General features: G+C 63.9%; 25 protein-coding genes. 16 read left to right on the top strand and 9 right to left on the bottom strand.

The genetic code is table 11. From position 1 onward, the window contains the following. Positions 1-7: 7 nt before the first annotated feature. The 4 genes from benA to RN01_RS01030 are packed head-to-tail and all read left to right on the top strand — an operon-like array spanning position 8 to position 3,748. On the top strand, positions 8-1,402 hold the full coding sequence (benA, locus tag RN01_RS01045; protein WP_017513562.1) for a benzoate 1,2-dioxygenase large subunit: 1,395 nt from the start codon (positions 8-10) through the stop codon (positions 1,400-1,402). Next, entirely contained in the window at positions 1,399-1,893 is a 495-nt protein-coding gene (benB, locus tag RN01_RS01040) for a benzoate 1,2-dioxygenase small subunit (protein WP_024570183.1), read from the top strand. The genes benA and benB overlap by 4 nt, the downstream gene beginning before the upstream one ends. A gap of 41 nt (positions 1,894-1,934) precedes the next feature. Beyond that, positions 1,935-2,954, top strand: a complete 1,020-nt coding sequence (gene benC / locus RN01_RS01035; protein ID WP_017513561.1) for a benzoate 1,2-dioxygenase electron transfer component BenC — start codon at positions 1,935-1,937, stop codon at positions 2,952-2,954. After that, positions 2,954-3,748, top strand: a complete 795-nt coding sequence (locus tag RN01_RS01030) for a 1,6-dihydroxycyclohexa-2,4-diene-1-carboxylate dehydrogenase (RefSeq protein ID WP_017513560.1) — start codon at positions 2,954-2,956, stop codon at positions 3,746-3,748. Before benC ends, RN01_RS01030 begins: the two co-directional genes overlap by 1 nt. Before the next feature lie 113 nt (positions 3,749-3,861). On the opposite strand, the gene RN01_RS01025 is transcribed toward RN01_RS01030, so the two are convergent. The 4 genes from RN01_RS01025 to RN01_RS01010 all read right to left on the bottom strand — a co-directional run bounded on the left by RN01_RS01025 (position 3,862) and on the right by RN01_RS01010 (position 8,189). Continuing rightward, positions 3,862-5,013, bottom strand: a complete 1,152-nt coding sequence (locus RN01_RS01025) for an OpgC domain-containing protein (RefSeq protein ID WP_008645762.1) — start codon at positions 5,011-5,013, stop codon at positions 3,862-3,864. A gap of 109 nt (positions 5,014-5,122) precedes the next feature. Next, positions 5,123-5,707, bottom strand: coding sequence for a TetR/AcrR family transcriptional regulator (locus RN01_RS01020; protein WP_017513559.1), 585 nt, complete (start codon positions 5,705-5,707; stop codon positions 5,123-5,125). 168 nt (positions 5,708-5,875) lie between these two features. Beyond that, positions 5,876-7,318, bottom strand: coding sequence for a dihydrolipoyl dehydrogenase (locus tag RN01_RS01015; RefSeq protein WP_017513558.1), 1,443 nt, complete (start codon positions 7,316-7,318; stop codon positions 5,876-5,878). A 139-nt stretch (positions 7,319-7,457) separates the two neighbouring features. After that, entirely contained in the window at positions 7,458-8,189 is a 732-nt protein-coding gene (locus RN01_RS01010; protein ID WP_024570182.1) for a glutathione peroxidase, read from the bottom strand. A gap of 248 nt (positions 8,190-8,437) precedes the next feature. Here RN01_RS01010 and RN01_RS01005 point away from each other — a divergent pair, with 248 nt between their 5' ends. From RN01_RS01005 to RN01_RS00995, 3 genes are all read left to right on the top strand, one after another. Then, positions 8,438-10,177 (top strand): dipeptidase, encoded by a 1,740-nt coding sequence (locus tag RN01_RS01005; protein WP_024570181.1) that lies wholly within the window; start codon positions 8,438-8,440, stop codon positions 10,175-10,177. 259 nt (positions 10,178-10,436) lie between these two features. Continuing rightward, a complete protein-coding gene (locus tag RN01_RS01000) occupies positions 10,437-11,669 on the top strand; it encodes a molybdopterin-dependent oxidoreductase (RefSeq protein ID WP_017514967.1) in 1,233 nt (410 codons plus the stop codon). A gap of 10 nt (positions 11,670-11,679) precedes the next feature. Continuing rightward, positions 11,680-12,345, top strand: coding sequence for a c-type cytochrome (locus RN01_RS00995; RefSeq protein WP_024570180.1), 666 nt, complete (start codon positions 11,680-11,682; stop codon positions 12,343-12,345). 10 nt (positions 12,346-12,355) lie between these two features. On the opposite strand, the gene RN01_RS00990 is transcribed toward RN01_RS00995, so the two are convergent. Both RN01_RS00990 and RN01_RS00985 read right to left on the bottom strand, forming a co-directional pair. Beyond that, a complete protein-coding gene (locus RN01_RS00990) occupies positions 12,356-12,835 on the bottom strand; it encodes a nuclear transport factor 2 family protein (protein WP_011519315.1) in 480 nt (159 codons plus the stop codon). 123 nt (positions 12,836-12,958) lie between these two features. After that, positions 12,959-14,725: an FAD-dependent oxidoreductase gene (locus tag RN01_RS00985; RefSeq protein WP_017514444.1), complete on the bottom strand. Its 1,767-nt coding sequence runs from the start codon at positions 14,723-14,725 to the stop codon at positions 12,959-12,961. A 327-nt stretch (positions 14,726-15,052) separates the two neighbouring features. On the opposite strand from RN01_RS00985, the gene RN01_RS00980 reads away from it, so the two are divergent. Continuing rightward, entirely contained in the window at positions 15,053-16,585 is a 1,533-nt protein-coding gene (locus RN01_RS00980) for an acetyl-CoA hydrolase/transferase family protein (protein WP_017514443.1), read from the top strand. 24 nt (positions 16,586-16,609) lie between these two features. On the opposite strand, the gene RN01_RS00975 is transcribed toward RN01_RS00980, so the two are convergent. After that, positions 16,610-17,359 (bottom strand): AAA family ATPase, encoded by a 750-nt coding sequence (locus RN01_RS00975; RefSeq protein ID WP_024570179.1) that lies wholly within the window; start codon positions 17,357-17,359, stop codon positions 16,610-16,612. Between the two features lie 280 nt (positions 17,360-17,639). On the opposite strand from RN01_RS00975, the gene RN01_RS00970 reads away from it, so the two are divergent. The 6 genes from RN01_RS00970 to RN01_RS00945 all read left to right on the top strand — a co-directional run bounded on the left by RN01_RS00970 (position 17,640) and on the right by RN01_RS00945 (position 21,857). After that, positions 17,640-17,918, top strand: a complete 279-nt coding sequence (locus tag RN01_RS00970) for a hypothetical protein (protein WP_008645783.1) — start codon at positions 17,640-17,642, stop codon at positions 17,916-17,918. A 9-nt stretch (positions 17,919-17,927) separates the two neighbouring features. Continuing rightward, positions 17,928-18,452, top strand: a complete 525-nt coding sequence (locus tag RN01_RS00965; protein ID WP_017513117.1) for an AlpA family transcriptional regulator — start codon at positions 17,928-17,930, stop codon at positions 18,450-18,452. Between the two features lie 109 nt (positions 18,453-18,561). Further along, positions 18,562-19,503: a patatin-like phospholipase family protein gene (locus tag RN01_RS00960; RefSeq protein WP_017513116.1), complete on the top strand. Its 942-nt coding sequence runs from the start codon at positions 18,562-18,564 to the stop codon at positions 19,501-19,503. A gap of 73 nt (positions 19,504-19,576) precedes the next feature. Then, positions 19,577-20,113 carry a hypothetical protein gene (locus RN01_RS00955; protein WP_017513115.1) on the top strand — a complete coding sequence of 179 codons (537 nt, stop codon included), beginning with the start codon at positions 19,577-19,579 and terminating at the stop codon, positions 20,111-20,113. A gap of 140 nt (positions 20,114-20,253) precedes the next feature. Further along, positions 20,254-20,559 carry a helix-turn-helix transcriptional regulator gene (locus RN01_RS00950; RefSeq protein WP_017513114.1) on the top strand — a complete coding sequence of 102 codons (306 nt, stop codon included), beginning with the start codon at positions 20,254-20,256 and terminating at the stop codon, positions 20,557-20,559. Beyond that, on the top strand, positions 20,556-21,857 hold the full coding sequence (locus tag RN01_RS00945) for a type II toxin-antitoxin system HipA family toxin (RefSeq protein ID WP_017513113.1): 1,302 nt from the start codon (positions 20,556-20,558) through the stop codon (positions 21,855-21,857). The genes RN01_RS00950 and RN01_RS00945 overlap by 4 nt, the downstream gene beginning before the upstream one ends. 51 nt (positions 21,858-21,908) lie before the next feature. Here the strand turns inward: RN01_RS00945 and RN01_RS00940 are convergent, their stop codons facing one another. Continuing rightward, positions 21,909-22,673, bottom strand: a complete 765-nt coding sequence (locus RN01_RS00940; RefSeq protein WP_017513112.1) for an SDR family NAD(P)-dependent oxidoreductase — start codon at positions 22,671-22,673, stop codon at positions 21,909-21,911. Between the two features lie 145 nt (positions 22,674-22,818). Between RN01_RS00940 and RN01_RS00935 the strand changes: the two genes are divergently transcribed. Next, positions 22,819-23,421 carry a TetR/AcrR family transcriptional regulator gene (locus RN01_RS00935; RefSeq protein WP_017513111.1) on the top strand — a complete coding sequence of 201 codons (603 nt, stop codon included), beginning with the start codon at positions 22,819-22,821 and terminating at the stop codon, positions 23,419-23,421. A 41-nt stretch (positions 23,422-23,462) separates the two neighbouring features. Then, a complete protein-coding gene (locus RN01_RS00930; RefSeq protein ID WP_017513110.1) occupies positions 23,463-24,770 on the top strand; it encodes an MFS transporter in 1,308 nt (435 codons plus the stop codon). 28 nt (positions 24,771-24,798) lie between these two features. Here the strand turns inward: RN01_RS00930 and RN01_RS00925 are convergent. Continuing rightward, on the bottom strand, positions 24,799-25,112 hold a 314-nt coding region (locus RN01_RS00925), incomplete at its 5' end, for a LysR substrate-binding domain-containing protein (protein ID WP_039016593.1).

Genomic DNA, 25,112 nt, shown 5'->3' with positions numbered 1-25,112 from the left:
GACCACCATGATCCCGATCCATCTGGATACCGGGACGGGCCCCGCTCGTCCCCAGCATCAGCCCAACCGCCTGGCGAACCTTGACCAGTTCCTGGTCGAAGACAAGACCACCGGCGACTATCGGCTGCACCGCAGCGCGTTCACGGACGAGGCGCTGTTCGAACTCGAGATGCAGCACATCTTCGAGGGCAACTGGATCTACCTGGCGCACGAAAGCCAGATCCCGAACAACAACGATTACTACACGACGCATATCGGCCGCCAGCCGATCGTGATCGCGCGCAATCGCCAGGGCGAACTGAACGCGTTCATCAACGCGTGCAGCCATCGTGGCGCCATGTTGTGCCGGCACAAGCGCGGCAACAAGGCCACATACACCTGCCCGTTCCACGGCTGGACATTCAACAACAGCGGCAAGCTACTCAAGGTCAAGGACCCCGAACAGGCCGGCTATCCGGAATGCTTCAACAAGGAGGGCTCCCACGACCTGAAGAAGCTGGCGCGCTTTTCCAACTATCGCGGCTTCCTGTTCGGCAGCCTCAACGCCGATGTGCCGCCGATTGAGCAGTTTCTGGGCGATGCCGCGCGCATCATCGACATGATCGTCGACCAGTCGCCCGATGGCCTGGAGGTGCTGCGTGGCTCGTCGACATACACGTTCGCCGGCAACTGGAAGCTGCAGGCCGAGAATGGCGCCGATGGCTACCATGTGTCCGCCGTGCACTGGAACTACGCCGCCACCACAAGCCACCGCAAGCAGCAGAATGAACGCGAGGACAAGATCCGCGCGATGGATGCGGGCAAGTGGGGTCAGCAAGGCGGCGGCTTCTACGCGTTCGATCATGGCCATATGCTGCTGTGGTCACGCTGGGCCAACCCGGAAGATCGTCCGAACTTCGCCCGCCGCGACGAGTTCGCGCAACGCTGTGGCGAGGAGCGCGCCGACTGGATGATCCAGAACTCGCGCAACCTGTGCCTGTACCCCAATGTCTACCTGATGGACCAGTTCGGCTCGCAGATCCGCCTGCTGCGCCCGCTGTCGGTGGACCGCACCGAAGTCACGATCTACTGCATCGCCCCCAAGGGCGAATCGGACGAGGCCCGCGCACGCCGCATCCGCCAGTACGAGGACTTCTTCAACGTCAGCGGCATGGCCACGCCCGACGACCTCGAGGAGTTTCGCGCCTGCCAGCAGGGCTACGCGGGCCAGGCACTGGCCTGGAACGACATGTGCCGGGGTGCCACGCACTGGATCGACGGTCCCGACGACGCAGCAAAGCGCATTGGTCTGAATCCTGTAATGAGCGGGCTGCGTACCGAGGACGAAGGGCTCTATACCGTACAGCATCGCTACTGGCTGGAGACGATGAAGCGGGCCGTGGCACAGGGAGATGCAGCATGAGCGCCGCCATCCCCATGAGCGATGTCTCGGCCTTTCTCTACCGCGAGTGCCGCCTGCTCGACGACGAGCAATGGGATGAATGGCTGACCTGCTATCACCCCGAGGCGCGATTCTGGATGCCTTGCTGGGATGACGACGGCAAGCTCGTCACCGATCCGGAACGAGAGATTTCGCTGATCTTCTATCCGAACCGGCAGGGGCTGGAAGACCGCATCTTCCGCATCAAGACCGAGCGGTCGAGCGCGACGATCCCCGACACGCGCACGAGCCACAACCTGAGCAATATCGAAATCGAGTCGACCGACGGACAACTGGCCACGGTGCGCTTCAACTGGCACACGCTCGCGCATCGCTACCAGACCAATTTCAGCTACTTCGGCATGTCGCGCTACGTGATCGATTTCTCGCAAGGCACGCCGCGCATCCTGGACAAGTACGTCGTACTCAAGAACGACTACATCCACCAGGTCATCGACATCTATCACATCTGATCCGCTCGCCGCATCAGGCAGCACCACGGAGGGACAAGGCCATGGAACATACGATCGCCCTGCAGTTCGAAGACGGCGTGACGCGCTTCATCACGTGCGGCGACAAGGAGACGCTCTCGGACGCCGCCTATCGCCAGCAGATCAACATTCCGCTCGATTGCCGCGACGGCGCGTGCGGCACCTGTCGCGGCCTGTGCGAATCCGGCCACTACGATCTGCCCGAATCGAGCTATATCGAGGACGCGCTGACCGCCGAGGAGGCGGCCAAGGGATACGTGCTGGCCTGCCAGACACGGCCGCGCTCGGATTGCGTGATCCGCGTGCCGGCTTCGTCCGCGGCCTGCAAGACTGGCGTGACTCGATTCGAGGGCGCGATCGCCGCCGTGGCGCCGCTGTCCGATTCGACCATCGGCTTCTCGATCGACCTCGATGACCCGGCCGCGCTCAGCTTCCTGCCCGGGCAGTACGTCAACGTGGAAATCCCGGGCAGCGGACTAACGCGCGCGTACTCGTTCAGTTCGCCGCCGGGAGCGTCTCAGGCGGCCTTCGTCGTGCGCAATGTGCCACAGGGCCGCATGAGCGGCTTTCTGGCCGGCGAGGCGCAGACCGGACAGCGCATGGCATTCTCCGGCCCGTTCGGCAGCTTCTACCTGCGCGCCGTCACGCGGCCCGTTTTGTTCCTGGCCGGCGGCACCGGCATCGCGCCGTTCCTGTCCATGCTCGACGTACTGGCCGCCAGCGGCAGCGCGCACCCGGTGCGCATGGTCTACGGCGTGACCCATGACATCGACTTGGTGGCCACCGAGCGGCTTGAGGCTGCCGCGGCCAGCATCGACGGATTCACCTACCGCACCTGCATTGCCGACGCCGCGAGCACGCACGAGCGCAAGGGCTATGTGACCACGCATGTCGACCCCGCATGGATCAACGACGGGGACGTCGACATCTACCTGTGCGGCCCCGTCGCCATGGTGGAAGCCGTGCGTGACTGGCTGCGGGATGCCGGCATCACGCCGGCCAATTTCTACTACGAGAAGTTTTCGGCCAGCGCGGAGGCATGATGCGCACGACGCAACGTTTCGCCGGCCGGACGATGATCGTCACGGGCGCGGCGCAGGGTATCGGTCGCGGCGTGGCAATGTCCGCGGCGGCCGAGGGTGCAAGTGTGGTGCTGGTGGACCGCGCCACGCTGGTCGAGGAAGTCGCCGCCGAGATTCTGGCTGCGGGCGGCACGGCACTGTCCGTCAATGCGGATCTGGAGACGTATGCGGGAGCGCAGGCGATGGTGGCCACGGCCACTGCTGCCTTCGGCCATGTCGACATCCTGATCAACAACGTGGGCGGCACGATCTGGGCCAAACCCTATGAGCACTACGCTGAAGCCGAGATCGAGGCCGAGATCCGCCGGTCGCTGTTTCCCACGCTCTGGGGTTGCCGCGCGGTGTTGCCGGGCATGGTCGAGCGCCGCGCCGGCGTCATCGTCAACGTGTCGTCGATTGCGACGCGTGGCATCCATCGCGTGCCCTACGCGGCGGCCAAAGGAGGCGTGAATGCGCTGACCGCGAGCCTGGCGTTCGAGCACGCGGCGGATGGCATTCGCATTAACGCGGTGGCTACGGGCGGCACCGAGGCGCCGCCGCGCAAGATCCCGCGCAACACGCAGCAACAGTCGGAACAGTCGGAACAGGAATCGAAGTGGTATCAGGCAATCGTCGATCAGACCGTGTCGTCGAGCCTGATGCACCGGTACGGGACGATCGAGGAACAAGTAGGTGTGATCCTGTTCCTGGCCTCGGACGAGGCGTCGTATATGACGGGGACTGTGGTGCCAGTAGGTGGCGGAGACCTTGGCTGACGCGCTGACTTGCCACTTGATCACGCCCCTCTCCGATTTGCATGGGAGGGGGCGCGCATGACGCGCGATCACACGCGATCACAGACGATCAAACGCGATCACGCGCGCGATGGCTATGCAGTGACGATCGCCGACTTCGCGGCCACCTTCTTCGCTTCCTTCCTTCGGCCATACCAGCCGCCGACCACCAGCAGGATTGCCACCGCCACCAGATCGCCGCCCAGCGCCACCGGGCGCGTGGGCCGGCCGCCGGCGATGCCATAGGTGAAGCCTTCGATCGTCACCGACACCACGGCGCCCAGCACGAAGCAGAACAGGCTATGCCGGCCGATCTGCACCACCGGCCCCATAAAGCGGGCCACGCGCTCGACCCATCCCGCGCGCGCCGCCAGATAGACCAGCCATGCCAGCCCCAGGAAGCTGAGCACGCGCAGGAACGCCAGGCTCTGCTTCGGCAGCGGAAAGACCATTGATGGCAACCACGCCGGCAGCCAGGCCTCATACACGTGCGGACGCATCCACAGATACGCCAGCGCCATGCAGGCCATCGTGACGACCACCGCTCCGATGGTGCAGGCCCAGCGCGCGATGTTCTGTTGCGGCAGCACGAAGTCCGGCCGCAGGCGTGCCAGCAGGCCCATGCCGAACATCAGTTGCCATGCGAACGGGTTGAAGCTCCAGCCGCGCGGCTCGCTGCTCGGCAACAGCGGCAGCAGCGCCGGCGCCATGATCCAGAGCGCCACGCTGCCGCAGACAAAGGCCAACGGATATTTTCTCGCCCAGCCGATCGCCAGCGGCGCCAGTCCAATAAACACCGCGTACATCGGCAGTACATCCGAGACGAATGGCTGCCGCGCCAGGCCGATCACCTGGAACAGCGTCTCGATCGGTTGGGCCATGAACGCCGGTGCCTCGGTGGCGCGCACGGCGGGCGCGGGCACCTTGCACATCGCCAGCAGGAACCCGAACAGCAGCATCAGCACCCCGGTCAGCACGAAGGCCTTGTAGATCTCCCAGCTACGGCGGTGCAGGCGTTTGCTCGCGGCGCTCGCGCCCTGGCGGGCCTCCATCGCGAGATAGGCGGCGCCCGCCGAATAGCCGGCCAGGAAAACGAAGACCTCGGCGGCGTCGAAGAGCGTGAAGTTGCGGATCGTGTAGTCGGCCAGCACGCTGCCGTTGACATGGTCGACCACGATGAAGAGCAGCGCGATGCCGCGAATCAGGTCGACCTCGGTGCGCCGCTGGTTGTTGTTCACTGCGTTCACAGGCGTGCTTCCCAATGCAAACGGGCCGAAATTGCTTCCGGCCCATGTCTTATGACACGAATTTTACCGTGGCATCAGGGTTAACGTGTACGCACTGTGTTTCAGTAGATTACGCTGCCGAATGTGCCGAATGTGCCGTATGCAGCCTGGCAAGCGTCCGCCTCCCGGCATCGACCACGCCGCCGGCATGCGTGGTCTGGTAGCGGACGATCATGCCCTCGATGCAGAGCATGGCCTCTTCCGCCACTTCGCGCGGACTGGACAGCCCCAGATCGCGTGCGATCCCGGTGACGAAGTCCTCCAGCGACGCCTTGTGCGCCACTGCCTGCGCCAGCAGCCGTGGGTCGTCACCGGCACCGCCGCCTGCCTCCGCAATCATGTTGATAAAGGAGCAGCCACGAAAATCCTCGGTGGCGAACCACTCGCCCAACGCATCGGCCATGACATCGAGGTTGCCGCGTGCGACCAGTCGCCGGGTCACTGCATCGCGGAACCAGCCCATCCAGTAGTCATGCCGGCGCTCGAGATACGCGACGATCAGGTCGTTCTTGGAAGGGAAATGCCGGTAGAGCGACATCTTGGCCACGCCCGACTCGGCGATGATCCGGTCGATCCCGGTACCGCGATAGCCATCGCGGTAGAACAGGCGTGCTGCGGTATCGAGGATGCGGTCGCGCGCGGATGGGGTGGGCATGACGGGTGACAGGGAAAGACGTTGGCGTGGATAGGCGCCATTATAGGAGACAGATCTGTCTTGATCTGTCTCGATCTCTCTATATACATCCCGCCGAATGAACAAGGGCCGGAAGCGAGACATCGCTTCCGGCCCTCCCAATCAAGCCAGGCTCACGCTGCCGTCCGATCAGGCGGCTTCCTGCAATTGCGCCAGCTTGGCTTGCGCATCACGCAGCGCCGTGCGCAAGCCCTCTTCCACCACGGGATGGTAGAAAGGCATGGCCAGCATCGCGGCGATCGTCAGCCCCTGCTGGTACGACCACGCCAGCAGATGCGCGATGTTCTCGGCGCGCGGGCCAATCCATTCGGCGCCAAGGAAGCGGCCCGTGGCGCGATCCGCGTAGACGTGCATCAGCCCCCGGTTCTTGAGCATCACACGGCTGCGGCCCTGATCCTCGAAGCTGACCTCGCCAGTCACGAAGCTGCCCGGCGTCAGATCGGCAAAACGCTTGCCGACCATCGCGATCTGCGGATCGGAGAACACCACCGCAATCGGCGCGCGGCGCGTCAGCGGCCCGACCTTCGGCCAGAGCGCAGCGTTTTCGCCGGCAATCTTGCCTTCGTCGGCCGCCTCATGCAGCAGCGGCAGGACGTTATTGGCATCGCCAGCGATGAAGATCGGCGATTCACCGCACTGGAGCGTCACCGGGTCGAATGTCGGCACGCCCCGCCCATCGAGTTCCAGCGCGGTGTTGCCCAGCCCAAGATTGTCGACATTGGGCTGGCGACCCGTGGCGGCCAGCACGTAGGCAAAGCGCTCTGTCACGGTCTGGCCGTCGGCGTCTTCGAACGTGATAACGGCGTCGTCGCCCTCGCGGCGCATCTCAAGCACGCGCGCATCCGGCAACAGCGAGAATTCCTGGTTGAAGGACTTGGCAGCGTAAGCACGAATTTCGGGGTCCGACAACGGACCGACGCCGCCGCCGACACCAAACACGCGCACCCGCACGCCAAGCCGCGACAGTGCCTGCCCCAGTTCCAGACCAATCACGCCCGGGCCGAACACGGCCACGCTTTGGGGCAGGTCTTCCCACGAGAACACATCGTCATTGACGATCAGGCGATCGCCGAACACGCCAAAGGACGGCGGTACGGCGGGGCGCGAGCCCGTGGCGATCACCACGCGGCTAGCGCGCACGACAGTGTGGTCGTCAACCTGGAGGATCGTGTTGTCGATGAACCGCGCCTGCCCGATCAGGCGGTCGTCCTGGGGAATGCCCTCCACGCCGCGCACCACGAAGCCGACAAAGCGGTCGCGTTCGCTCCGCACGCGTTGCATGACTTCCCGGCCGTCGATGCGGACCGGGCCATCCACGTGCACGCCAAATGCAGCAGTGTGACGCGCTTCGTGCGCGGCTTCCGCCGCGGCAATCAGCAGCTTCGACGGCATGCAGCCCACGCGGGCGCAGGTCGTGCCATAGGCGCCGCCCTCGATGATCACGGCGCGCTTGCCGGCGGCAATGGCCGCGCGGTAGGCGGCCAGGCCGGCAGTGCCCGCGCCGATGATGGCCACGTCAGTCTGGACGGTCTGGACAGTTTGAGCGGTCTGGGCATTCTGGTTCGTGTTCATGTGCGTTTCCTGTATCGATCGTCAATCGGCGTACGGGATGGCGCCGCCACATACGCGGCGCCATCGGATGCGACGACTAGCAAGGGGGGAGACAGTGCCCAGGACACCGGTCGGGGGAACCGGGCCCGGGCGAGGGAGATCAGCGAGCCAGGTACTGTTCGAGCGCTTCGGCGCCACCGACCAGCTTGCCGTTGATGAACACCTGCGGCGCGGTCATTTCGCCCGACACGGCGCCCAGCACCTTGCCGCGAATCTTGTTCTCGAGCGGCACGTCGATGTACTCCAAGCCGTTGTCCGACAGCAGTTGCTTGGCCTTGGCGCAGTGCGAGCAGCCAACCTTCGAGAACACCACCACCTGGTCCGGCTGCTTGGCGGTCGGCGCGATGTAGTTCAGCATCGTGTCGGCATCCGACACCTTGAACGGGTCGCCCGGCTCTTCCGGCTCGATGAACATCTTGTCCACGACACCATCCTTGACCAGCATCGAATAGCGCCAGCTACGCTTGCCAAAACCGAGGTCGGCCTTGTCGACGAGCATGCCCATGCCGTCGGTGAATTCGCCGTTGCCGTCGGGGATCATGACGATGTTCTCGGACTCCTGGTCCTTGGCCCACTCGTTCATGACAAAGGTGTCGTTGACCGACACGCACAGGATCGCGTCAACGCCTTGCTTGGCGAACACTGGCGCCAGTTCGTTGTAGCGCGGCAGGTGCGTGGACGAGCACGTCGGGGTGAAGGCGCCCGGCAGCGAGAACAACACTACGGTCTTGCCGTCGAACAGTTCGGCCGTGGTCACGTCCTTCCACTCATTGTTTGCACGCACACGGAACGTGACGTTGGGAACGCGTTGGCCTTCACGGGATTGCAGCATCTGGATCACTCCTCTGGGTCAGGTTGGCGCCGCGTGTTGCAGCGATGGAGTGGATTCTGAAGATCCCAATGTGATTTGTACAATTCATCGTTTCAACCAAACCGATTGATAATTGCTATTATCAATCGCAGGGAAACGATTGATTTTCTCTATCGACGAGTGATCTCCCTGCTTTCTTGCCGCATCGGGCGCCGCTATCATTCGGCCACCCAACAATGACAACCCGGACAACCGAAGGGACAAACCCGATGAATCGTCTGACTGCACGACTGCCAGCGGCAACCCTGCTGGCCGCCGCCCTGCTCGCCTGCCCGCTGACACCCATGGCGAACGCGGCGACCATCGCCAAGCCGGAGCTCGACCAACTCGTGGCCGGTGCCACGACAACGCCTCCAGCCAGTTTCAATGCCTTCCTCGACGCCGCGGTCAAGGCCGGCCCGAAACTTGCGCCTTCCGTGCGAGCCTATCGGGCAAAGCGCCCGCTCACGGGCGACGACCTCGTCAACATCGGACGCCTGCTCGGCGTCTACAACCGCGTGCGCAACGGGCAGGCCGTGCTCGACAGCATCAGCGAGATGGTGGCGCTGCGCACGGTGCGCGACGACAAGGTGCCGCAGCACGAGAACCCCGCGATCATCGAGTTCGGCAAGCTCGTGGAGCGGATGGCCAAGGACTTTGGTCTGCACTATCGCAACATCGACAACCGCGTGTTCGAAGTCACGCTGCCTGGCACCGGCAAGGACACCTTCGGCATCCTTACCCATGCCGACGTGGTGCCCGTGGTGGCCGACGAGTGGGTACTCGACGATGGCACGAAGCTCGACCCGTTCAAGGTCACGCGCGTGGGCGACTACCTCTACGGACGTGGCACGATCGACGACAAGGGCTCGATTGCCGCCGCCCTCTATGCGATGAAAACCGTGCGGGAAAGCGGCGTGCCACTGGCGCGTTCGATCCGGTTGATGATCGAGACCACCGAGGAAACCGGTGGCGACGGCATGAAGTACTACCGCGAGAAAACCGCCCTGCCCGAGTACAACATCGTGCTCGACAGCAAGTACCCCGCCGTGGTCGCCGAGAAAGGCTCGGGCGCGCTGACCGCGCGCTTCGCGGATCAGGCGGTGGGCGGCAAGCAGGCGGCCATCGTGGCCATGAGCGGCGCGGCCTCGGCCAACGCGATTCCTCAGACGGCGACGGCACGCATCAGCGGCGGTGACCTGGCAGCCGTGGCCGCCGGCCTGGAAAAGGCGCGCGCTGGTTTCATCGCCCAGCATGAGGCCCAGGGCAAGTTCTCGATCGACATCGCGCGTGACGGCGACGTAGTCGTCGTGAAGGTGACTGGCACGTCCGCCCATGGCTCCCGCCCCGAGGAAGGCGTGAACCCCGTGCCGCGTCTCGCGATGTTCCTGCAGTCGTCGGGCGTCGCCTTTGCCGACAACCAGTACGTCCATGCGATCCGCTACCTGACCGACCTCTATGGCACCGACTATCTCGGGGAAAAGCTCGGCGTGGCCTATCGCGATGACTTCATGGGTCCGTTGACGATCTCGCCGACGCTGATCCGCGAGCGCGGCGGCAAGCTCGAAGTCACCGCCAACGTGCGGATGCCGCGCGGTTCAACGCCCGATGCCTTGCGCGGGAAGATCGCCGAGCGCATCCAGGGCTGGGCAGCAACCACGCACACCGCGCTGGAAATCCAGCACGAACAGGGCGACTGGATGGCCCGGGATCCCAAGGGCGCCTGGCTGGCCACATTGCTGAACATCTACGGTGATACCACCGGGCTCGAAGCCAAGCCCGTGCCGACCGCCGGCAGCACCACGGCCAAGCTGATGCCGAACGCGATCAACTTCGGGCCAGCGATGCCGGGCAAGAAGTACACCGCGCACAACGCGAAGGAGTACAAGGAAGTGCCCGACCTGAACCTGGACATGCAGATGTTCACGGAGATGCTCGTGCGCGTTGGCAATCTGAAATCGATGCAGTAAGGCCGCTCGGCTGGCCGTGCCGGGATACATCGAAGCGGTGCGGCCCGTTAAACGGATCCGCTAACGGATCCGCTAACGGGTCCGCAAAGGGTCCGCTTAGCGGAGTCGTAGCGGGTCGTTTAGCGGGAATTCCTCTTGTTGTTATCGATTTAATCTGTTTTACATGGCTTGCGGCACTGAATAGGCTTTATCCCCGTCCTCACCCCCGTGTGTGCGCCCCCGCGGCCACGGCCCAAGATAAGAACGACGGAGACAAGCCATGGAGAATCGAGTCCGGCGACGCCGGTTTCTCAAGCAGGCTGGCGCGCTGACGGCCAATGCGGTCGTCGGCACCACCGCCCTGAACGCCCTCGCCGCCAGCGGCGACAAGCAGGTCCAGCTCCCCTTCGACAACGGCGCGCGCGAGCTTGTGGCGTTTCCGCAGAAGCGGCCGCTGATCCTGCTGACCAGCCGGCCTCCGCAGCTGGAAACCCCGTTTAGCGTGTTCAACGAGGGGATTCTGACGCCTAACGACGCGTTTTTCGTGCGTTATCACTGGAGCGGCATTCCGACCTCGGTCGACCCACAGACCTATCGGCTCCGCATTGGCGGCAAGGTGAAAACGCCGCTCGAGCTATCACTGGCCGACATCAAGGCCATCGCGCAGCCGGTGGAAGTCGTCGCCGTCAACCAGTGCTCGGGCAACAGCCGTGGCTTTCTTGCTCCGCGCGTCAATGGCGGCCAGCTCGCCAACGGCGCCATGGGCAACGCGCGCTGGACCGGCGTGCCGCTGAAGGCCGTGCTCGAACGAGCCGGCGTGCAACCCGGCGCTGTCCAGGTCAGTTTCAACGGGCTCGACCGGCCACCACTCGACAACAGCCCCGACTTCGTCAAATCGCTCGATATCGACCACGCGCTCGATGGCGAGGTCATGCTGGCGTGGTCCATGAATGGCGAAGACTTGCCGATGCTCAATGGCTACCCGCTACGGCTGGTGGTACCAGGCCACTACGGTACGTACTGGGTGAAACACCTTTCCGATATCACCGTTCTCGACAAACAGTTCGACGGCTTCTGGGTGCAGAGCGCCTATCGCATTCCCGACAACGCCGGGGCCAATGTCGAACCCGGCTCGGCACCGGCACGCACGCGCCCGATCGGGCGCTTCAACGTGCGCTCGTTCATCACCAGCCTGACCGAAGGCGCGACGGTCCCGTCCGGACGTGAGACCGTGGTAAGAGGCATTGCGTTCGACGGCGGCTACGGTATCGCCGAAGTCGCATTCTCGGCCGACGGCGGCCGAAGCTGGACGGAAGCCACGCTCGGCCAGGATCTCGGCAAGTACTCGTTTCGCGAATGGCGCGCCGCATTCCGCCCGCCACGCAAGGGTGCCTATGATCTCCGGGTGCGCGCGGTCAATCGTATCGGCCAGAGCCAGCCGATGACGGCGTTGTGGAATCCGCCCGGCTACATGCGCAACGTGGTGGAAACCACGCGCGTCAAGGCAGTCTGAGGAGCCCGCCATGCAAAAGACCCCTTGGACCCCTTGCAGCCGCTTCCCGGCGAGACGCCTTGCCATCAGCCTGGCGCTGATGCTCTCCGCCCTGCCCGCCGCGCACGCGCTGGAAATCCAGCTTCCACCCGAAACCGCAAGCTATCAACCCAGCGAACTGCCCGGCTATCGGCTGGTGCAGCAGAACTGCATGACCTGCCATTCGGCGCAGTACGTGTCGACGCAGCCGCAGTCGCTGGGCCGCGCTTACTGGGATGCCACCGTCAAGAAGATGAAGACTGCCTTCGGCGCGCCACTGCGCGACGAAGACATCCCGGTGATGGCCGACTATCTGGTCCGGACCTATGGTGCGGAACGCCAGACGACTGCCGCCGCGGCCGTATCGCCTGCTCCCGCCGCATCGGCAAAGCCAGCGCCAGCCAAGGCACACGACGCCAGCAGCCTCCTCGCGACCAACAACTGCCTCGCCTGCCACGCCGTGGACAAGAAGGTAGTGGGCCCCGCATTCCACGATGTTGCCGCGAAATACGCCGGCCAGGCCGATGCCGTCAGCACCGTGATGCGTAGCATCCGCGCCGGAGGCAGCGGCAAATGGGGAAGCGTGCCGATGCCGCCGTTCGCGGATGTCAGCGACGCCGACCTGCGCGAACTGGCTGGCTGGGTACTCGGGCGCTAAAGGACTGCGCTCAGAAGCCCAGGTCGCTCAGGCCCGGATGGTCATCGGGCCGGCGACCGAGCGGCCAGTGGTACTTGCGATCGCTCTCGCGAATCGGTGCGTCATTGATGGATGCATGACGCTGCCGCATCAGGCCGTTCTCGTCGAATTCCCAATTCTCGTTGCCATACGAGCGGAACCAGTTGCCCGAATCATCGTGCCACTCGTAGGCAAACCGCACCGCGATGCGATTGCCCTCGTACGCCCAAAGCTCCTTGATCAGCCGGTAGTCCAGTTCCTTCTGCCACTTGCGGGCAAGAAAGGCCTGAATCTGCTCGCGGCCATGCACGAACTCGGCACGATTGCGCCAGGCGCTGTCGATCGTATAGGCCAAGGCCACACGGGCCGGATCGCGCGTATTCCAGCCGTCCTCGGCTGCACGCACCTTGGCGATGGCGCTTTCACGGGTAAACGGCGGCAGCGGCGGCCGGACTTCGGGGACGTTCGACATCGAGGGACTCCTTCCTGCGTGTGATCAGATGGGGGTGATACAGATCTGTCTACACAGTGTATGTAGACAGATCTGTATGTCAAGCAGGAATGCCCCGACTCCGGGGTACGGCGAGTCAGCCGATCACATGCGAACAGCCAAGGCGACGGGTTGCAGGTCCGCCAGATACCGGTGGATCTGCGCAACGACCGCCGCGCCCTCACCCACGGCGGCAGCCACGCGCTTGGTCGAGCCGGATCGCACGTCTCCGATCGCGAACACGCCCGGCACGCTCGTCTCAAGCGTGAAGTCGGCGCGTTCGGTGCAGGAGCGATGGGCCTCGTATCCGGTCAGCACGAAACCCTTGGCATCGGTCTCCACATTGCAGGCGCGCAACCATTCGGTGTTGGGCGCCGCGCCGATGAACAGGAATACGTGGCGCATCGGCACAGAAATGCAGTCGGCACCCTGCGTTTGCTCCCGATAGCGCACGATCGACAGCCACTCCTCGCCCTCCAGCGCGGTGATCTGGGCGTGCGTGTGCAACGTGACGTTGGGGAGGCTGCGGATGCGGTCGATCAGGTAGCGCGACATCGTTGCCTCGAGCCCTTCGCCGCGCACGAGGATGTGCACCTCCCTGGCGTGGGACGCCAGGAACACCGCTGCCTGGCCGGCCGAGTTACCGCCGCCGACGAGCATCGCATGTTCGTCCTTGCACAGCTTAGCTTCTACCGGCGAAGCCCAGTAGTAGACGCCACGGCCTTCATAGCGATCGAGCGAGTCGATCTCCGCGCGACGGTACTGCGCGCCGGTGGCGATCACAACGGTACGCGTGGGAATCTGACGACCGTCCGACAGTTCGATCCGGATCGGATTCTCACCACAATGCAACGCCTTTGCTTCCAGTGGAATTGCCAAATGCGCACCGAACTTGAGCGCCTGGACGAAGGCCCGCCCCGCCAGCGCCTGCCCGGAAATGCCGGTGGGAAAACCCAGGTAGTTCTCGATCCGGGCGCTCGCGCCAGCTTGCCCGCCCGGCGAGCGGCAATCGATCACGGCCACGGACAACCCTTCGGACGCCGCATAGACGGCCGTAGCCAGCCCCGCCGGGCCTGCGCCGACGACGATCACGTCATAGACGTGATCGGGATCGAACTCGGGAACCAGGCCAAGGCAACTGGCAAGCTGACCCTCATCCGGCGCGCGCAGGATGCTGCCATCCGGGCAGATCACCATCGGGAAATCGCTTTGCGGGGCATTGCTGAGATCGAGCAGACAGGTGGAGTCGTGATCCGTCTCGATATCGATCACCTTGTGCGGGTGGCCGTTACGACGCAGGAACGCCTGCAGCGCCAGCAACAAGGGCTGCGTGCCACGTCCCACAAGCACCGGGCCACTGCCGCGCTCGATCAGGCCAACCCGGCGCAGGATCAGCGCCCGCATGATGCGCTCGCCCAGATCGGCCTCTGCCACCAGCAGCGCGCGCAGGCGCTCGGGGACAATCACCAGCGCGACGGTGTCCTCGATGGCCAAGGCGTCGACCAGCGCCGGCTTGCCGGTCAGTTGCCCGACCTCCGCCAGAAACTGGCCGGGCCCTTCCTCGGTAATGGTGCTGCGGTTACCCAGCCCGTCCCGCTGGATGATGCGCGCGCGGCCGGACAGGACGACGTACATCCCGCGCCCCACGTCGCCCGTCGAGAAGAGCATCTCGCCAGCGCGCCACGATCTGACTTCGCCGAAACGGTGAATGCGCTCGATTTCGGCCGCCGTCAGCGTTGGAAACATCTGGTGGCTGCGGGATTCCAGTAGCGAGTACGGCGCCTCCAGCCCGGAAACCGGCTCGTGACCACCGTCGCCACCCGAGGTATCAGGATTGGCATCGGTCTCCGATGTCGCCCGCGTCATCTCCATGCTTCCCCCTTGCAATCGTGTGGTGGCCGGATGTTCCGGCCGCGCAAGGATTGATGGTAGTCATGCCTCGCGCCTCGCACCAAGTACACATGAAGATTTTAGGCAGCGGCGGCAGGAAAGACCCGCCGGATCACCTGCCCCGCGGCGGAAATGTCGAACTCGCCGTTCCATGAAAAAACCGACTTGATACCAGTGATTTAAATCATGGTGAGAATATTAAGCGGTAGCTACACTGTGCTGCGCGCCTGTTGACACGCAACGTCCGCCGCGATTCACAAGGTCCGCTGGCGGAGAACCAGACAGCCCCCAAGCAAGCAAGGAGACGAGATGTACCGCGATCGCATTCGCCTGGCAGACCTGCAGAACAGGATCATGTCGGCCGATCAAGCTGCAGCACTGATTCAGGATGGCATGACGGTAGGGATGAGCGGGTTCACCCGCGCAGGCGACTGCAAAGCCGTACCGGTGGCGCTGGCGCGCCGCGCTGCCACCGATCCGCTGCAGATCACGCTGATCACGGGCGCATCTCTCGGTAATGACACCGACAAGATCCTGGCGGAGAGCAATGTGCTTGCCCGCCGCCTGCCTTTCCAGTCCGACTCCACGCTGCGCCGCAAGATCAACGATGGCGAGGTGATGTTCATCGACCAGCATCTGGGTGAAACCGTCGAGCAATTGCGCAGCGGCCAGATCGCACCCGTCGATATCGCGGTTATCGAAGCCACGGCTATCACCGAGACGGGTGGCATCGTGCCCACCACGTCGGTCGGCAACTCCGCCAGCTTCGCGATGATGGCGAAGGAGGTGATCGTCGAACTGAACCTGAACATGCCGACCGGGCTGGAGGGGCTGCATGACATCGCGTTCCCGGTACAACGCCCGTATCGCCAGCCGATTCCATTGATCGCTGTCGAGCAACGCATCGGCCTGCCGTACATCCCCGTCGATCCGTCGCGCATCGCCGCGATCGTGATCACCCAGCGCGACGACAGCCCGTCCAACGCACTGCCGCCCGATGGCGAAACGCGCCAGATCGCCGGACACCTGAATGCGCTGCTCGATCGTGAAGTGCGCGCCGGACGGCTCTCGACGTCGCTGCAGCCGCTGCAGGCCGGTATTGGCACGATCGCCAACGCCGTACTGCACGGGCTGGCCGACTCGCCGTTCCATGATCTGACCATGTACTCGGAAGTGCTGCAGGACAGCACGATCGCGCTGATCGACGCGGGCAAGCTGCGCTTTGCCTCGGCATCGTCGATGACGCTGTCGGCACCCGTGTATCGCCGCGTGCTCGATGATATCGAGCGCTACAAATCGCGTCTGATCCTGCGCCCGCAAGAGATTAGCAACCACCCTGAAGTGCTGCGCCGCCTGGGCCTGATTACGATCAACACCGCGCTCGAGTGCGACATCTATGGCAACGTGAACTCCACGCACGTTGGCGGCACGCACATGATGAACGGTATCGGCGGCTCGGGCGATTTCGCGCGCAATGCTTACCTGTCGGTGTTCGTCACCAAATCGGTGGCCAAGGACGGCAAGATCTCCAGCATCGTGCCGATGGTCTCGCATGTCGACAACAGCGAGCACGACGTCGATATCCTCGTCACCGAACACGGGCTGGCCGACCTGCGCGGACTGGCACCGCGCGAGCGAGCGCTGCAGGTCATCAACAACTGCGCCGACCCCGCCTACCGCGACGGACTGCTCGACTACTTCCGCCGCGCCTGCCTCCGTGGTGGCCAGACGCCTCATCTGCTCGAAGAAGCGTTCGCCTGGCACATCAACTACCGCGAACAAGGCACGATGCAGCCGCAGGGCCACGTTGGCAAGGCCGCCATCGAAGCGCTGGCAGCCTAGGCCAAGTAAGCTGGGGCCCTTCCTTCAGTCTTCCATCAACACCCGGAGCATCCGCTCCGGGTCGACCAGAAAGTCACGCGTGATCTGGTAGTGCTCGGTGTCCTGATAGGCGATCGGCTCGATGCCGCGCGCCGAGCACTGGTAGATGCATGCGTCGGGATAAGCCATCAGGATGGGCGAGTGCGTGGCGATCACGAACTGCGATCCTTCCCGCACCAAGTCGTGCAGCCGCGAAATCACCGCCAACTGCCTTGCCGGCGATAGCGCAGCCTCGGGCTCGTCGAGGATATAGAGCCCCTTCCCCTGGAAACGCTGGGTCAGCAGCGTCAGGAAAGCCTCCCCATGTGACTGCTCGTGCAATGAGTGGCCACCATACGAGTTGATCACCGGCGCGCCTAGCCCGGGTTCCGCATCAAGCCGTTCAATCTCCGTCGCAACGTTGTAGAAGCTCTCCGCGCGCAGGAAATAGCCCGTGTTCGGCCGGCGGACGCCTTTGGCGATGCGCAGGTATTCGTGAAGATCCGAATGCGACGCGCGCGTGGCGAAACTGAAGTTGCGACTGCCGCCTTCGGCATTGAAGCCGAGCGCCACCGCAATCCCTTCCAGCAGCGTCGACTTTCCGGAGCCGTTTTCGCCGACCAGGAACGTCACGCGAGGGTGCAAATCGAGCGCCTCCAGCTCGCGCACGGCGGGCAACGAGAACGGATAGCGATCGAAGCCCGGAACCTTGTCCCGAAGCAGGGTTACGCGGCTGACGAATTGGCTGGACAGCATGTGCTTGGCGACGAAGTCATTCAGACGACCGCAATGTTTGCACATCTTGCTCTGCCCCCTTACCTGCTGGCCAACTTAAAGGCTGTCTGAAGCGTTTCCTGGCCGTTAATTGCACATTTGAATTTTTACATTTTCGCGCGAGATAGCGCCAATTTCGGCGCAATTCGAGACTGTTTTGCGGATGGTTGGTAGCCTTTTCGATCACGTCAGCCCAGTTGACATGGCACGTATGGTTGTCAATTGACAACCTATCACTATCAGCCTATCGTAGGAGCCCTGAATGGATCGAAACCAACATCCGAAGAAGGAAGTGGAAGCCGCACTCCGGTATGCGGAAAGCGAATTCTGGCGATGCGAGCCAGGTGGAAGCCACGCATGGGGCAAGCTCTATTGCCCATACAACTGCGCGGACTGCCGCTGCGGGGAATTCTGCATCGTTTGCATCTGGAGCACGCCGCGCAACCCGGCAAACCATGCGCGCCATCTGCGCCGCGTGGTTGACCACTGCGCGATTCATCAGCATCACAAAGCCAAGTCGCCCCCTGGTGTCACGCATTGAGAAGACAACATGGAATACACCTTCACGCTGAAATACCAGCTCTCGCCATGGGATATCAATCTGGATGAGCTGGTTGAACGCCTGGGCGCAGACGGATGCGATGATGCGCTCACGGGTATCGGCCTGCCGGGCCGCCTTGCCTTGCTGTTCACGCGCGAAGCGCCCTGCGCACGCGATGCCATTCTGAGCGCCCTTGCCGACGTTCGGAGAATCGCACCGTCCGCGCAATTGATCGAAGCCACGCCTGATTTCGTCGGCCTCACCGACGTGGCGGAGACTGTTGGCATGACACGCCAGAACATGCGTAAGTTGATGATTTCGCATTCGGCCTCGTTCCCGGTGCCCGTACATGATGGCGCCGCGTCCGTCTGGCATCTGGCCGACGTGCTGGCATGGCTGGCCGAGCGGGGTAGCTATGACCTCGATCCAACGCTCGTCGAGGTCGCAAACACGACCATGCAAGTCAACCTGGCCAGGAGCGTCCGTCGACTAAGGCCCGATTTCCGGCAGGAACTGACCGAACTAGTCGCATAATTGCCGGTGCCACCGCTTCCCTTTGGGGCTGGCCGGAAGTGGCCTATGCTGTCCTCACGACCATCACGCGACAACATTGACGGGCGCCCTGCCCTTCATACCGATATCCATGGAAAAGACTGCATTCGTATTCGCCGGCGGTGGCAGCCTGGGCGCCATCGAGGTCGGCATGCTGCGGGAACTGGTGAAATGGGGTGTGGCACCGGACCTTGTCATCGGCGCATCTGCGGGAGCGATCAACGGGGCCTACTTTGCGTGCAACCCCCATGCCGAAGGTACCGCCAGGCTGGAATCGCTGTGGCGGAGCATCACCAGGGCGGAAGTCTTGCCATGGTCGTGGCGCAGCATGCTCGGGATGATCGCTGGCAACCGGGGACACCTCGTGGAATCCTTCGGTTTGCGGCGCCTGCTCAATCGCAACTTTGGCGCGGCCAGGCTCGAAGAGTCCGCTGTACCGCTTTATGTGGTCGCCACGGACATGCAAACAGGTGCCGAAGTTGTGCTCTCCGCGGGCAACATCGTCGATGCAGTGCTGGCCAGCGCCGCCATTCCCGGTGTCTTTCCACCGGTGGAAGTCGGTGGCCGCAAGCTGATAGATGGCGGCGTCGCCAACAATACCCCTGTATCCACCGCCATCCGGCTGGGCGCGACCCGCATCATCGTGCTGCCAGCCGGTTTTGCCTGCGCCGAACGCAGGCCGCCACGCGGGGCCGTCGAGCACGCCTTCAATGCCCTGTCGCTGTTAGTGGCGCGGCAGCTCGTGTATGACCTGGAACGCTGGTCGGAGCAGGCCCAGATCGCGGTGGTGCCACCGCTTTGCCCGCTAGATATCTCGCCTTATGACTACACTCGCTGTGGCGAACTGATCGAGCGTGCGGCCGAGGCGACGGTGGCCTGGCTGCGTGCCGACGGCCTGTCCAGCCGACGCGTGCCGGGCGCGCTGGAGCCGCACACACACGACGAAGCGTCGCCAAGCTGCAGCACAGACCTGCTTGGCGCCGCCAGTGGGCACGCTCATGCCAAGCAGCACGGACACGGCCATCCACACTGATATCTCAAGCGCACGCAGCAGCTAGCCGTAAAATCGTGGCTGATCATTCAAATTCGGAAGCCACAGCTACTCGATGAAGACGTTTGCCTTGTTCTGCACCGCCCTGCTAACCAGCGCGGTGGCCCACGCTGAAACCCTCAATACTGCCGCGCCGCTCGGCGTCGAACTTGGAAAAACGACGTGCGCGCGTATGCCGTCGGGCCCCAATCGCACCAAGACCGGCACCTCGCCCTGGGCTGGCGGCGACACCATCGAAATCCGGAATCTGGAACGATTCAAGCTGCCAGGCCTGACCAAGGCGACGGTCAACTGCGACCAGCATGACACCGTGGCGCTCGTCACCCTGAACTTCGACCGGTCGGCAATGGACGATGTCGTCCGGCAACTCGACGCGCGGTATGAGTCGAAACGCAAGACCGATGCCAATGCCGAAAATGGCTATGCGGAATGGGCGGCGGCAAACGGCGGCATCGAAATGCTCTACGCCCGCGATGGCAAGGCGCTCGTCGTGGCCTACTGGGCCAAGGGCGCGAAGGCCAAGTACTTCTCGTACAGCGCGACCCGCGACAAGCAGCCGCCTGCGGCCGTCACCCCACAAAGTCAGCTCTGATCCTGCCCAAGATTTTGGGCGCGTATGATCTATTAATGATCATTTTGACCAAAATGATCATTAAGCTAATCATTTCGCCTTGAAGAACACGCGGCAACTTGCTACTCTTTCTATGCATTCATGCATAAATGAGTAGCATAATGAGCACAGCCTTACAGAGCGAACTAGAATCAGCCCGCCGTGCCGCCGGCGTCAGCCAACAGGAACTCGCGTCACGCGCAGGCCTGTCGCGGATGACCGTCCAGCGCACGGAAAGCCACGAAATCGATCCCAGACTGTCCACCGTCATCGAAATGGCGCGCGCCCTGGGCATGGACGTGATGCTTGTGCCAACGGTGCTACGGCCGGATCTTGAGAATTTCGTTCGCGCCGGAGGCAAGTATCTCGCCCAACCTCCGGGCGGCGATGCCCCACCGTCGGTCGTCGACACCTTGATCGCGAAATGACCACGTCGATCCGCTATCTGCGCCTGTTTCTCCATACGGCTACCGGGCGCCGTGGCATCGGCTACCTGTCCCAGTATGGCGACATCCTCCGGATCTCTTTCGACCGTGATTACATCGAGGATGAGAATCGCCCCACGTTGTCGCTCGGATACGTCGGTGAGACAGAGGCGGCTACGCGGGCGATCCTCACGGCGCTACGGGACGTCCGAGTGGTCCGCACGGATGGTCACTGGCCGGTGTTCTTCCAGAACCTCCTGCCGGAGGGCCACAATCGCGAGCGCCTGGCCAGCGAGCGCGGTTGCAGCACGGAAGACGAGTTCGAACTGCTGGCGGCGGCCGGTCACGACTTGCCGGGCGCGGTGGAAGTCGAACCCGTTCCGCCCGCCGAAGGCGTGCCCCAGATCGTGCGCAACTGGCACACCGCGCTAGGGCTCGATGTGCTGGAACCCGGCTTCGTCGAAGACCCGGTGGAAGACGCCGCGGCCATCCCCGGCGTGGTCACGAAATTCTCGGCCATCCAGCAGGGGCGGCGTTACGTGGTCAAGCGCCACGGCGAGGCTGGCGACTTCATCCTCAAGCTGCCATCGACACGCCATCCCGATCTGGTCGAGAACGAATTCACGGGTTACCAGCTATGCCGGGCCCTGGGGCTCGATTGCGCAGAGGCAACAGTCATCTCGCGCGAGGAAGCCGAGCTACCCGAGCAGGTGCCCTTCCAGCGCATTCTGGCCGTCAAGCGCTTCGATCGCGCCCCTGGCGGGCATCGCGTTCACATGGAGGAGTTCGCGCAGATTCTCGGGTACGCACCGCGGAACAAGTACGGTCGCGCGCTCGCGCTCGACTACGGCAATATGCTTCGCGTCCTCGATCGACTGTCGGCGCGCCCCGCACCCGACGTCCAGGAGTTCATCAAGCGTTTCGTTGCATTCCTGTTGATGGGCAACACCGACGCCCATCTGAAAAATTGGGCAGTCCGCTATCCGGACGGCCGGGCGCCTGTCCTCTCGCCGCTCTACGACCCCGTATGCGTGACGGCGTTTTTCGACGACGTTCCCGTGACGGACTACGGCATCAATCGCGCGATCGACAAAACCCTGCGCGCCTATACGTTCGACGACCTCGACGCCATGGTGCGCTCCGCCGGCCTGCTCAGGCGCTCGCGTCTGCTGTCGATCGCGAGGGAAACCGTGCGTCAGGCTCAAGCCGATTGGCCACGCATTCTGGAGGACGCGCCCGAAGGTGTCCGCCGCGCCGTGTCGGAGCGTCTCGCCGGTGGCGTGGCACTGACCCGAACCTGACGCCAGGTGCGCCAAGTGCGCCAAGTGCGGACACAGTGCCCGCTACCTGGATCAGGCCGTAGCGCCGCCGTCGAGCCCGATCGTCTGCCCGGAGATATAGCGTCCCGCGGGCGATGCCAGCAGCACGGCCAACCCCGCCACGTCGTGCGCCTCGGCAATGCGCCGCATCGGGATGGAAGCAGACAACGCCTTCTCGCGGTCGGGGTTGCCCCATAGCGCATCACGCGAGAAATCGGTGCGGACCGGCCCCGGATTGATGCTGTTCACATTGATGTTGTGCGGTCCGAGCGTATGAGCGAGGCTGCGCATCGCCAGATCGACGGCCCCCTTCGAGATGCTGTACAGCGGCAACAGCGCGGATCCCCGACGTGCCGCGATGCTCGACATGAAGATGATCGAGCCATCGTTGCGGGAAATCATCTGCGGCGCCAGTGCGTTGACGAGCACGAGATTGCCACGCACGTTGCCCGCCATCACCGCGTCGAAGTCCTCAGGCCCCTGCTCCAGGATTGAACCGGCCACACCACTGCCCGCGGCATTCAGGACTAATGCGTCCACGCGGCCGAACGTCTCCAGCACCCGGTCGGCAAAGGCCCGCACGCTGGCGGTATCGGCGATGTCGCAGGCGAGGCCAGTGGCGTCGATGCCCTCCGACTTCAGTTCGGCGGCAACTTTCTCGCTGACCACCGCGTCGCGCCCAGACACCACCACCCGGGCCCCGGATGCGCCGAGCGCTCGCGCCATTTCCAGACCCATCCCCTTGGTGGACCCCGTGACGACCGCGACGCGGCCGGACATATCGAAGAGCTTGTACATGAGTGGAACTCCTGTAACTGATCAGGTTAGGTAGATGCCGGCCTCACAATTTGGATGATGCTCGACATCTATTGAATAAAGTATGTTCATCATCTAAACTCGCGTCAAGCAAGAACTCACGATCGGGAACGAAGGAGATCGTCATATGGCGCGAGCATCACGAGCGGTTGCGGAGCAGCACAAGGCAGCCATTGAGGCGGCATCGGCCCGGCTGTTCCGGGAACATGGGCTACATGGCGTGTCGGTCGCGCAGGTCATGGCCGATGCCGGGCTCACCCATGGCGGGTTCTACGGCCACTTCCCTTCACGGGACGCACTGGTCGCCCGGGCCTGCGCCTTGGCGTTCGAGGAGTCGGCCACACGCTGGCGGCAACGCATCGACCAGGCGCAAGGTGACCGGAAAGCGGCACGCCGGAATCTGGTCGTGCAATACCTGAGCACAACCCATCGGGATGCAGCAGGCCGGGGATGCGCTGCCTCGGCGCTCGCCGGCGACGTGGCACGCGAGGCCAGCGACAAGCCTGTACACGATGCGTATCTGCACGGCCTCAAATCACTGATCGACATCTGGCAGTCCACCGCGCCGGATGGCGACGATGCCGCCAGCGACTCGGCACTGGTCGATCTCGCCACACTGGTCGGCGCCATCACCATCGCGCGTGCAACGCGTGGCGACGCCCTTTCCGACGACATCCTCGCCGCAGCCCGAGACCGCCTGCTGGCCAGCCACAAACCCACGGACGCCTGACCGCAGGCCGCACCCATTCTCATTGCCCCCAGGGGAGACCCATGTTTGCACAAGCCCTATCGAACCGGCTCGACCGGCGTGGCATCCACTATGCGTGGATCGTCGCAGCCATCACGTTCAGCGTGATGCTCACTACCGCCGCCGCGCTCGGCCTGCCCGGCGCCTTTCTCAAGCCGCTGACCAGCGAGATGGGCTGGAGCACGGATCAGGTCTCGTCGATCCTAGCGGTGCGGTTTGCGCTGTTTGGTTTGATGGCGCCGTTCTCGGCGCTACTGATGGATCGCTTTGGCGTCCGCAACGTAGTCTGCGTGGCGCTGGCGTTGATCGCCGGGGCCATGGCGCTGGCCACGGTATCGACGCAGCTTTGGCAGTTGTTCATCGCGTGGGGGCTGATGCTCGGTATCGGGTCGGGCATGACGGCGATGGTGCTTGCCGCGCTCGTCGCCAACCGCTGGTTCACGGCGCGACGCGGGCTGGTGATCGGCATGTTGACCGCCAGCTCCGCAACTGGCCAGCTAGCATTCCTGCCGGCGGCTGCCTGGCTGATCGAACACATGGGCTGGCGCTTTGCCGTGCTGCCGGTGCTGTTTGCCTGCGGCACACTGGCGATCCTCGTGTTCGCCTTCATGCGCAATCGCCCCGCCGACGTCGGCCTGGTGCCGTTCGGGGAATTGCCCGGCACGGCGCCCGCCACCACGGCACCGGCCATGCCGCTGACATGGCGCGGACCGTTCGTGGTGTTGCGCGACGCGGCGCGCACACAAACGTTCTGGATCCTGGCCGGCACCTTCTTTATCTGCGGGCTGTCGACCAACGGCCTGATCCAGACGCACTTCATCTCGCTATGCGCGGATTTCGGGATGTCGCCGGTACCTGCCGCATCGGCACTGGCCATGATGGGCGCGTTCGACTTCGTCGGGACAATCCTCTCGGGCTGGCTGTCGGACCGCTATGACAACCGCAAGCTGCTGTTCTGGTACTACGTGCTGCGCGGGCTGTCGCTGTTCTGGCTGCCGCACTCGGAGTTCACGCTGTACGGCCTGTCGGTGTTCGCGATGTTCTATGGACTCGACTGGGTGGCTACGGTACCGCCGACGATCAAGCTGGCTGGCACCACATTCGGGAGAGAACGTGCTGCGATGGTATTCGGCTGGATCTTCGCCGCGCATCAGATCGGCGCGGCAACGGCGGCATTCGGTGCGGGATTGTCGCGCACGGCCTGGCTGACCTACTCGCCGGCGCTCTACGTGGCCGGTGCCGCATGTATCGTCGCCGGACTGCTCGCATTGATGGTACGGCGCCCGGCCCCTCGGGCAGATGGCGTCACGCCGCAAGCGGCTGGCGCCTGAAGGCGCCTGAGCGCGCCGGAAGGCAACACTAGCGTTCGTGGCAGGCCGCCACGAACGCGTCGATCAGCGCTGCCGCGCTGGCACGCTTCAACGCCGATTGCCGGACCAGCACGCCGATCTCCCGATACATCGGCATACCCGGCATCGGCACCTGCTCGACATTCGGGGTCTGCGCCAGCGGCACAAGCTCGCAAGGAATGATCGCGCAGCCGAGCCCCTCGCCAACCATCTGCAGGATGACTGCAGGCTCGTCCAACTCCATGCCCTCACGTACCCAAAGGCGGTGCCGTTTGAGGTAGCGGTCCACGAGTTGCCCGCCGGTCGAGTGGCGGGTGTTTTGGG

Origin of the sequence: Cupriavidus sp. SHE, from assembly GCF_000812445.1 — a bacterium.
Taxonomy (GTDB): Bacteria; Pseudomonadota; Gammaproteobacteria; order Burkholderiales; family Burkholderiaceae; genus Cupriavidus; species Cupriavidus metallidurans.
The sequence above is the reverse complement of the archived record's forward strand: the minus strand, read 5'-3'. Positions and strand labels throughout refer to the sequence as shown.